The sequence below is a fragment of the Anaeromyxobacter terrae genome (assembly GCF_022690685.1).
In the GTDB taxonomy this organism is placed as follows: Bacteria; Myxococcota; Myxococcia; order Myxococcales; family Anaeromyxobacteraceae; genus Anaeromyxobacter; species Anaeromyxobacter terrae.
In genome coordinates this window covers 22,407-30,192 of sequence record NZ_JALCYY010000059.1, presented here as the reverse complement: position 1 = coordinate 30,192, position 7,786 = coordinate 22,407, and the positions used below count along the sequence as shown (strand labels likewise).

Annotated in this window: 7 protein-coding genes and 1 pseudogene; 6 read left to right on the top strand and 2 right to left on the bottom strand. The window is 77.3% G+C overall.

Going from position 1 to position 7,786, the window contains the following annotated elements; all coding sequences use genetic code 11:
* The 3 genes and pseudogenes from MNY62_RS20600 to MNY62_RS20590 all read left to right on the top strand — a co-directional run.
* Nucleotides 1-285 (top strand): annotated as a pseudogene (locus MNY62_RS20600) (hypothetical protein); the annotation flags it as partial.
* Nucleotides 210-605 carry a translation initiation factor gene (locus tag MNY62_RS20595; protein ID WP_242346233.1) on the top strand — a complete coding sequence of 132 codons (396 nt, stop codon included), beginning with the start codon at nucleotides 210-212 and terminating at the stop codon, nucleotides 603-605. The pseudogene MNY62_RS20600 and the gene MNY62_RS20595, both read left to right, overlap by 76 nt.
* Before the next feature lie 13 nt (nucleotides 606-618).
* Nucleotides 619-2,055, top strand: coding sequence for an L-serine ammonia-lyase (locus MNY62_RS20590; protein ID WP_279426720.1), 1,437 nt, complete (start codon nucleotides 619-621; stop codon nucleotides 2,053-2,055).
* A gap of 9 nt (nucleotides 2,056-2,064) precedes the next feature.
* Here MNY62_RS20590 and MNY62_RS20585 read toward each other — a convergent pair whose 3' ends face one another.
* Nucleotides 2,065-2,583 carry a HugZ family pyridoxamine 5'-phosphate oxidase gene (locus MNY62_RS20585; RefSeq protein WP_242346232.1) on the bottom strand — a complete coding sequence of 173 codons (519 nt, stop codon included), beginning with the start codon at nucleotides 2,581-2,583 and terminating at the stop codon, nucleotides 2,065-2,067.
* Nucleotides 2,584-2,721: 138 nt separating this feature from the next.
* Nucleotides 2,722-3,327 (bottom strand): LuxR C-terminal-related transcriptional regulator, encoded by a 606-nt coding sequence (locus MNY62_RS20580; RefSeq protein WP_408629098.1) that lies wholly within the window; start codon nucleotides 3,325-3,327, stop codon nucleotides 2,722-2,724.
* A gap of 628 nt (nucleotides 3,328-3,955) precedes the next feature.
* On the opposite strand from MNY62_RS20580, the gene MNY62_RS20575 reads away from it, so the two are divergent.
* From MNY62_RS20575 to MNY62_RS20565, 3 genes are all read left to right on the top strand, one after another.
* Nucleotides 3,956-4,867: a S1C family serine protease gene (locus tag MNY62_RS20575; RefSeq protein ID WP_242346231.1), complete on the top strand. Its 912-nt coding sequence runs from the start codon at nucleotides 3,956-3,958 to the stop codon at nucleotides 4,865-4,867.
* Nucleotides 4,864-5,766 carry a S1C family serine protease gene (locus tag MNY62_RS20570; protein ID WP_242346230.1) on the top strand — a complete coding sequence of 301 codons (903 nt, stop codon included), beginning with the start codon at nucleotides 4,864-4,866 and terminating at the stop codon, nucleotides 5,764-5,766. The genes MNY62_RS20575 and MNY62_RS20570 overlap by 4 nt, the downstream gene beginning before the upstream one ends.
* A gap of 102 nt (nucleotides 5,767-5,868) precedes the next feature.
* A complete protein-coding gene (locus tag MNY62_RS20565; RefSeq protein WP_242346229.1) occupies nucleotides 5,869-7,767 on the top strand; it encodes a carboxypeptidase regulatory-like domain-containing protein in 1,899 nt (632 codons plus the stop codon).
* Nucleotides 7,768-7,786 lie beyond the last annotated feature (19 nt).

The following is a 7,786-nucleotide window of genomic DNA, read 5'->3' as shown; positions in this document are numbered from 1 at the left end:
CGCGACGCGTTCCTCGCCGCGTGCGGGCTCGACGCGGGCGCGGCGCGGCGGCTCGGCGAGGACCTCGCGCTCGAGGCGCGGCTCCTCGACGGCGCAGCTCGCGCCGTGCCGGACGGGCCCTCGTGGGAGGAGGGGCTCGCGCTCGCGGCGCGGCTCTCGGGGGCATGGATCGACGAGGCGCTCGCGGCGGGCGGGCGCGGAGGAGCACGATGGGGAAGCGAGACCGGGACGAGGGCAAGCTCGCGGCGCCGCAGGCGCCGTTCAACGCGGCGCTCGCGCGGCTGAAGGAGCGGCTGCCGGAGGGGTGGTCTCCGCCCGCGGAGGCGGAGCCGGCGCCGGAGGCGAGCGCCGCGCCGCCGGCGAAGGGACCGGCGCGCGCCGTCGTCCGGCTCGAGCGCAAGGGGCGCGGTGGCAAGGAGGCCACGGTCGTCGAGAAGCTCGCGCTCGCGCCCGCCGCGCTCTCCGCCTGGGCGGACGAGCTGAAGCGCGCGCTCGGCTGCGGGGGCGCGGTGGAGGAGGACGCCATCGTGCTGCAGGGCGACCAGCGAGAGCGCGCGAGGCGCTGGCTCGAGGCGAAGGGTGTGCGGAAGGTGATCCTAGGTTAGGAGTCTCGCCCGCGTGGCGGACGGCCGCGGCGGGAGGACCATGGCGACGAGCGTCTTCGAGCTCTTCAAGATCGGCATCGGGCCGAGCTCATCCCACACCGTCGGGCCGATGAAGGCGGCGCGCCGCTTCGTGGAGGCGCTCGCCGAGCGCGGGCTCCTCGATCGCGTCGAGACGATCGCGGTGGACCTGCACGGCTCCCTCGGGGCCACGGGGCGGGGCCACGGCACCGATCGCGCGGTCGTGCTCGGGCTCATGGGCGAGACGCCGGAGGGGGTGGAGGTGGACGCCATCCCGCGGCGGCTCGAGGAGGTCCGCGCCCGCGGACGGCTCGCGCTCCTCGGGCGGCGCGAGCTCGCCTTCCGCGAGGCCGAGCACCTCCGCTTCCTGCCGCGGCCGCTCCCGTTCCACCCGAACGGCATGCGCTTCGTCGCGCTCGACGCCAGCGGGGAGGAGGTCCTCGCGCGCACGAGCTACTCGGTCGGCGGCGGCTTCGTCGTCGACGCGCCCGAGGCGGCGCGCGGGCCTGCCGCCGGACGCGCGCGGCCCGGCGTGCCGCTGCCCTTCGCGTCGGCCGCGGAGCTGCTCGCTCGCTGCGCCGAGCGCGGGACGACGCCCGCGGGCGTCATGCTCGAGAACGAGGGCGCGCTCCGGCCCGAGGCCGAGGTCCGCGAGGGACTCCTCCGGATCTGGCGGACGATGGAGGCGTGCGTCGAGCGGGGCTGCCGGACGGAGGGGATCCTGCCCGGCGGGCTGGCGGTGCCGCGCCGCGCGCCGGGGTTCTCCCGCCGCCTCTCCTCGCGCGCGGGCGCGCCCGCCGATCCGCTCGAGGCGATGGACCGGGTGAACCTCTGGGCGCTCGCGGTGAACGAGGAGAACGCCGCGGGCGGGCGCGTGGTGACGGCGCCGACGAACGGCGCCGCCGGGATCGTCCCGGCGGTGCTGCACTACTACCGGCGGCTCGTGCCCGGCGCGGACGACGAGGGGGTCGTGCGCTTCCTGCTCACCGCCGGCGCGATCGGCGCGCTCTACAAGGAGAACGCGTCGATCAGCGGCGCCGAGGTGGGGTGCCAGGGAGAGGTCGGGAGCGCCTGCTCGATGGCGGCGGCCGGGCTCGCCGAGGTGCTCGGCGGCACGCCCGCGCAGATCGAGAACGCCGCGGAGATCGCGATGGAGCACAACCTCGGGCTCACCTGTGATCCGGTGGGCGGGCTCGTGCAGATCCCCTGCATCGAGCGGAACGCCATGGCGGCGGTGAAGGCGATCAACGCCGCGCGCATGGCGCTGCGCGGCGACGGCCGGCACCTCGTCTCGCTCGACGAGGTGATCCGCACGATGCGCGAGACCGGCGCCGACATGCAGGCGAAGTACAAGGAGACCGCCCTCGGCGGGCTCGCCGTGCACGCCGTCGACGCGCCGGTGCGGATCGGGGTGAACCTGCCCGAGTGTTAGTGCCGAGCGTCAGGCGCCAGGCGCGAGCAGATCCGCCGGCGTGAGCCACCCGGCCGCGGCGAAGCCGCCGACCCACTGCGCGTCTTCGACGGCGAGGCGGTAGAGCTTGAAGTCGAGGCCGAGGAGGCCGCGCGCGTCCGGGTGGCGCGCCAGGTAGGCCGACTTCGCCTCGACCTCGGCTGCGCCCTCGATCGGCGCGATCGCGCCGTAGATCGTGAGCCGCGGCGCCGTCCGCGCGTCCGTCACCGCGGCGGCCGCGTCGTACACGAACAGGCACGCGCGCGGATCCGCCTCGAGGTTGCGGGTGTGCTGCGCGAGCGCGGAGAGGAGCAGGATCGGCTCCCCGCGAGCGTCGAGCGCGTACGGCGTGAGCGACGCGGCAGGCCAGCCCGGCCTCCGTTGCGAGAGGGTCGAGAGGACCGCGACCTTCTCCGCGGCGAGGAGCGCGCGCGCGGCCACCGCCCCGCCCATCTCCTCCACCCGCGCCTGCGCCTTCTTCTCGGCGGCTTCCCTGGGATCCTCGGCCATGGCGTCCCCCCTGGCGCTGTTCGTGTCACCCCCCGGCGCGCGACGCCGCTCCCGGCGGGTTACAACGCGAGGTCTCGCCGGGGGACGAGCCGCGCAAAGGCACACGTTGCGTCCCCCCAGAACCGCCGGCTCGCTCCTCTACAGCGCCACGAGCCCAAGCCTCGCCGCCCGCACGATCGCCTCCGCCCGGCTCTCGGCTCCGAGCTTCCCGAGGATCGCGTTCACGTGGAACTTGGCGGTGTGCTCGGAGATCCCGAGCCGCGCGGCGATGGCCTTGTTCGCGAGCCCCTCGGCGAGGAGCGAGAGCACCTCGCGCTCGCGGGGCGTGAGCCCCTCGGCGGCGAGCGGCGCGTCGGGGAGCCGCAGCCACTCGCCCGCGAGCGGCGCCTCCAGCACGGCGAGCCCGCGCGCGACCGCGACGAGCGCGGCCGCGAGCGCGGCGGGCGCGACGCCGCGGAGGAGCACACCTCGCGCGCCCGCGCGGAGCGCCTCGGCGGCATGCGACTCGTCAGCGGCTAGGGCCAGGATCGCCGCGGTCCCCGCCGCGTTCAGCGACTCGGCCGCCCCGCCCGCGACGCCGAGATCCCACAGCACCACGTCCGGTCCGGTCGCCGCGATCGAGGCAGGCGCGGAGTCGGCCTCGGCCTCGCCCGCGAGCACGAGATCCGCGCGGCCGGCGAGCAGCGCCGCGAGCCCCGCGCGAGCGAGCGGGTCGTCGCCGACGAGGAGGACGCGGACGGGCACGAGGCTGATGTAACGGACGAGGGGGCACGGCGCGCGGCGAGGAAACGACCTCGAACACTCCGACGAGTGCGCAGATCGCGACTGCGACCGCGACCCGACCCCGACCGCGACCCCGACCCCGACCGCGACCGCGACCCCGACCGCGACCGCGACCCCGACCCCGACCACAACGACCGGCACCGAGCCCTCCACCACCCCGCCCGCAGCGCGCCGCCCTAAGTGGCGGGACCTCGCGCCCGCAGGCGGGCCACTGGACTCGGTAGGCACCGCCCCGACCCACGGACCGCAATGCAACGCGGTTGGCCACGGCCACCTCACCCATGCGCAGCCCCCGCCCGCAGCCCCGCGTTGCCGGCGGCGTCTGGCGGACGGCACCGCCCCCCGTACCTTGTCCCCGTCCATCGTGGCCCGCCGAGGACGTGAGGTGCCGCCCAGGCGGCGCGCCAAGGTGCCGTCAACCGCGGCAGTTTCGGCCAGAACGACCCCGACCTCGACCCCGCCGCCCCCGGATCCTACCCATCCGACCAGGTCCCGTTCCCGTCCCTCCCGCCGATGTGCCGCCCTTCGCGCCTTCCTACTCTTTCCCCCGGGCGCAGCTCCCCTTCGCGCCCACGGAAAGAGAGAAGCCATGGAAGCCCACACCCTATCCGCCCTGTCCGACGAGCTCAGCGAGCTCGTCCGCTCCGCCCAGGAGCACGTCGTCCGCGTCGACGGGCGCCGCGGCCGTGCGGCGAGCGGCGTCGCCTGGTCCGCCGACGGGATCGTCGTCACCGCCCACCACGTCCTCGATCGCGACGAGGAGATCGACGTCGGGCTCACCTCCGGCGAGGCGGCCGTCGCCGAGGTGGTCGGGCGCGATCCCACCACCGACCTCGCCGCTCTCCGGCTGCGCGGCGCCGCGCTCGCCCCCGCCCCCTGGTCCGACGCGCCGCTCGCGCCGGGGGCGCTCGTCCTCGGCGTGACGCGCCCGGGAAAGAGCCCGCGCGCCGGGCTCGGCCTCGTCGCGCGCGCCGCCGGCGAGTACCGCGGCGGCCGCGGCGGCCGGATCGACCGGTTCCTCGAGACGACGCTCGCGCTGCACCCCGGCGTGTCCGGCGGCCTCGCCGTGTCCGCGGCCGGCGCGCCGCTCGGCCTCCTCTCCGCGGGCCTCGTGCGCGGCAGCGCGATGATCGTGCCGCCGGAGACGCTCCGCCGCGTCGTGAAGTCGCTCCTCGCCCACGGCGAGGTGCGCCGCGGGTACCTCGGGCTCGCGACGATGCCCGTGCCGCTCCCGCCTCCGCTCCGCGCGTCGACCGGCGAGCACGTGGCGCTCCTCGTCACGCGCGTCGAGCCGGAGAGCCCCGCCGAGCGCGCCGGGATGCTCCTCGGCGACGCGCTCCTCTCGTTCGGCGGCGACACGCTCCAGGATCCCTCCGAGCTCCTTGCGCTCCTCGCCGAGGACCGGATCGGCGACGCCGTGCCGATGAAGGTGCTTCGCGCCGGAGAGGTGCGCGACGTGACGGTCTCGGTCGGCGCCCGCGGGCACGGGAGGCGGTCGTGATCCCCATCGCGGAGCTGTCGAGCGGCCTCGCCGACCTCGTCGCGCGCGCGTCCCCCAGTGTGGTGGGGGTCGAGCACCAGCGCGGCCTCGGCTCGGGCGTGGTGCTCGCGCCCGACGGCTGGATCCTCACGAACGCGCACGTCGCCGCCGGCCCCGGCCCGCTCCGCGTCCGACTCTCCGGGGCGCGGACCGTGAAGGGCGAGCTCGCCGGCGCCGACGCCCGGACCGACCTCGCCGTCGTGCGGGCCGACGCGCGCGACCTCCCCCCGCTCCCGCTCGCCGAGCGACGGCTGCGCGTCGGGGAGATCGTGCTCGCCATCGGGAACCCGCTCGGCTTCGAGCGCTCGGTCACGACCGGCGTCGTCTCCGCGCTGCACCGCAACCTCCCCGCCGCGAGGGGCGAGGTGCTCGAGGGGCTCGTCCAGACCGACGCGGCGGTGAACCCGGGGAACTCCGGCGGGCCGCTCGTCGACGCCCACGGCGCGGTGGTCGGCATCACCACCGCCATGCTCCCGTGGGCGCACGGCATCGGCTTCGCGATCCCGGCCCACACCGCGAGCTGGATCGCGTCCATGCTCATCCGCGACGGCGCGGTGCGCCGGCCGTTCCTCGGCATCTCGGCGCGCGGCGAGGATCTCGATCCGGCCGACGCGCGAGCGGCAGGGCACGGGCGAGCGGTGCGCGTGATGGAGGTCGTCTCCGGCTCGCCGGCCGAGGCCGCCGGGCTCCGCGGAGGGGACCTCGTGGTCGTCGCCGCTGGAGGACCGGTCGAGACGCTCGACGACCTCGTGCGGGCGATGGTGCTCGGGGGAGAGCGAGAGCTGCGGGTCGAGGTGCTGAGGGGAGGGGTGCCGCGGGAGGTGGCGATCCGGCCGCGCCCGGCGGCGCTGGCGGCGTAGGACGGGAGGGGACGCCACCCCGAACCCCGACCGCGCCCCTCAGCAGCCTCGCCCTCCGCGCCCGCGGTCGAGTCTCGCCCGCCCGCGCGTTATACCTGCGCCATGCCGGATCGCCGCCGCCGCGCGCCCGTCGCAGCCGTGCTCGTGCTCCTCGCCGCGGCGCTCGCCGCGCTCCTCGCCTGGTGGGCGATGCGCGAGCCGCAACGCTCCGCTCCGGTCGCGGACGCCCGTCCGCCGGCGGCCGCCAGCGACGCCGCGCCCGGCCACCCGCCCTCGCGCCTCCCCATCCGCGTCCCCGCGGTCCCCGCCCCCGCCCCCGACGCGGGCGCGACGGGTCCGGCCACCTTCGAGGGACGCGTGGTCTCGAGCACGAGCGGCGCGGGCGTCGGCGGCGCGGAGCTGACCTTCTCGCGCGCGGGCGCGGCCGCGTCGGTGCGCGCCGGTCCGGACGGCGCGTTTCGCTTCGAGCCCCCGGCGGAAGGACGCTGGCTGCTCGCGGCGGTGATCGCGCCGGGCTTCCTGCCGTTCGCGCCGGAGTGGGGCCACAGCCCGGTGCAGCTCGACGCGCGCGCCGGGCGTCCGGTGCGCGGGCTCGAGATCCACCTCGTCCCCGCGACGCCGATCGCAGGCCGCGTGGTGGACCCCGAGGGGAAGCCGGTCGCTGGCGCCGAGGTGCGGCTCTCGGGCGCCGCCGCGGAGGCGGCGCTCGTGCCCATCGCGGACCGCTTCACGACGGACGCCTCGGGCGAGTTCCACTTCTCCGCACCCGAGGGCGCCGTGCTCGAGGCGCGCAAGGACGGGTTCCTCCCCGGCCGCGCCCCGGTGGACTGGCTCGCCCTGCTGAACGGCCGCGTGACGGTGACGCTCGGGCCCGCCCACCGGTCGCTCGGTGAGGTGGGCCCGGTCTCAGGGCGAGTGATCGAGAAGGGCGGCGGCCCGGTCGCGGGCGCGCTCGTCACCGCTGCGCCGGAGGGGCCGTTCGGCGGCGCCGGCGTGCCCGCGGCGCAGGCGGTGACGGACGACGAGGGCCGCTTCTCGCTCGCGGACCTCGCGCCCGCGCGCTACCGCGTGACGGCGCGCGCGGAGGGCCGCGCCCCGGCGACTGCGCGGCGCGTCCGCCCGGGCGCGCGGGAGCTCCTGCTCGAGCTCGGCGCGGGCGGACGGCTCCGCGGCTGCGTGCGCGACGCCTCCTCCGGACGGCCGATCGCGCCGTTCACCGTGACCGTCCTCGAGCGCCGCGGCCCGCTCCGGCTCGTCCCGCAGGCGAGCCGCTCCGTCATCGATCCCTCCGGCTGCTACGCGCTCGACGACCTCGCGCCAGGTCCCGCCGTCGTGACCGTCTCGGCGCCAGGATACGCGCCGTCGCGGGAGCTCGCCGTCGAGGTCCCCGCGCCGGACGCGGAGGCGGTGGCGGACGCAGCGCTCGAGCCGGGCGGGCGCGTCGAGGGAACCGTGCGCGACGACGCGACGGGCGCGCCGCTCGTCGGCGCCCGCATCTCCGTCGAGGGAACGCTCGGCGAGAGCGCCGCCTCGACCTTCCCGGTGCTCTCCGAGGCGACCACCGGGGCTGACGGGCGCTTCACGCTCGCGAGCCTCCCGCGCCGCGCCTCGCTGTTCGTCGCAGCGGCCGGACACCATGCGCGCGTCCTCGGGGTGGACGCCCCGCCGGGCGGCGGCGGAGGGGCGGTCGAGGTCCGGCTCCGGCCGGTCGAGCCGGGCGACGAGCCGCGCGTGGATCTCGCGGGAATCGGCATCGTGCTCGCCACGCGCGACGAGGGGCTGCAGGTCGCGCAGGTGGTGCCCGGCGGCGGCGCGGCCGAGGTCGGGGTCGTGCCCGGCGATCTCGTCCTGCGCGTGGACGGCCAGGCGGTGACGGAGCTCGGCTTCACGGGGTCCGTGGACGCGATCCGCGGGCCGGAGGGCACCGCGGTGATCCTCACGGTCCGGCGCGGTGACGCGACGTTCGACGTGCGCGTGCCGCGGCGGATCGTGCGCGGCTGATCCTCCAGGCCGAGGACGC

Excerpts from the sequence above, each read along its gene's own strand:
- MNY62_RS20595 (WP_242346233.1), top strand. The coding sequence starts at position 210 with ATGGGGAAGCGAGACCGGGACGAGGGCAAGCTCGCGGCGCCGCAGGCG.
- MNY62_RS20585 (WP_242346232.1), bottom strand. The coding sequence starts at position 2,583 with ATGGCCGAGGATCCCAGGGAAGCCGCCGAGAAGAAGGCGCAGGCGCGG.
- MNY62_RS20575 (WP_242346231.1), top strand. The coding sequence starts at position 3,956 with ATGGAAGCCCACACCCTATCCGCCCTGTCCGACGAGCTCAGCGAGCTC.
- MNY62_RS20565 (WP_242346229.1), top strand. The coding sequence starts at position 5,869 with ATGCCGGATCGCCGCCGCCGCGCGCCCGTCGCAGCCGTGCTCGTGCTC.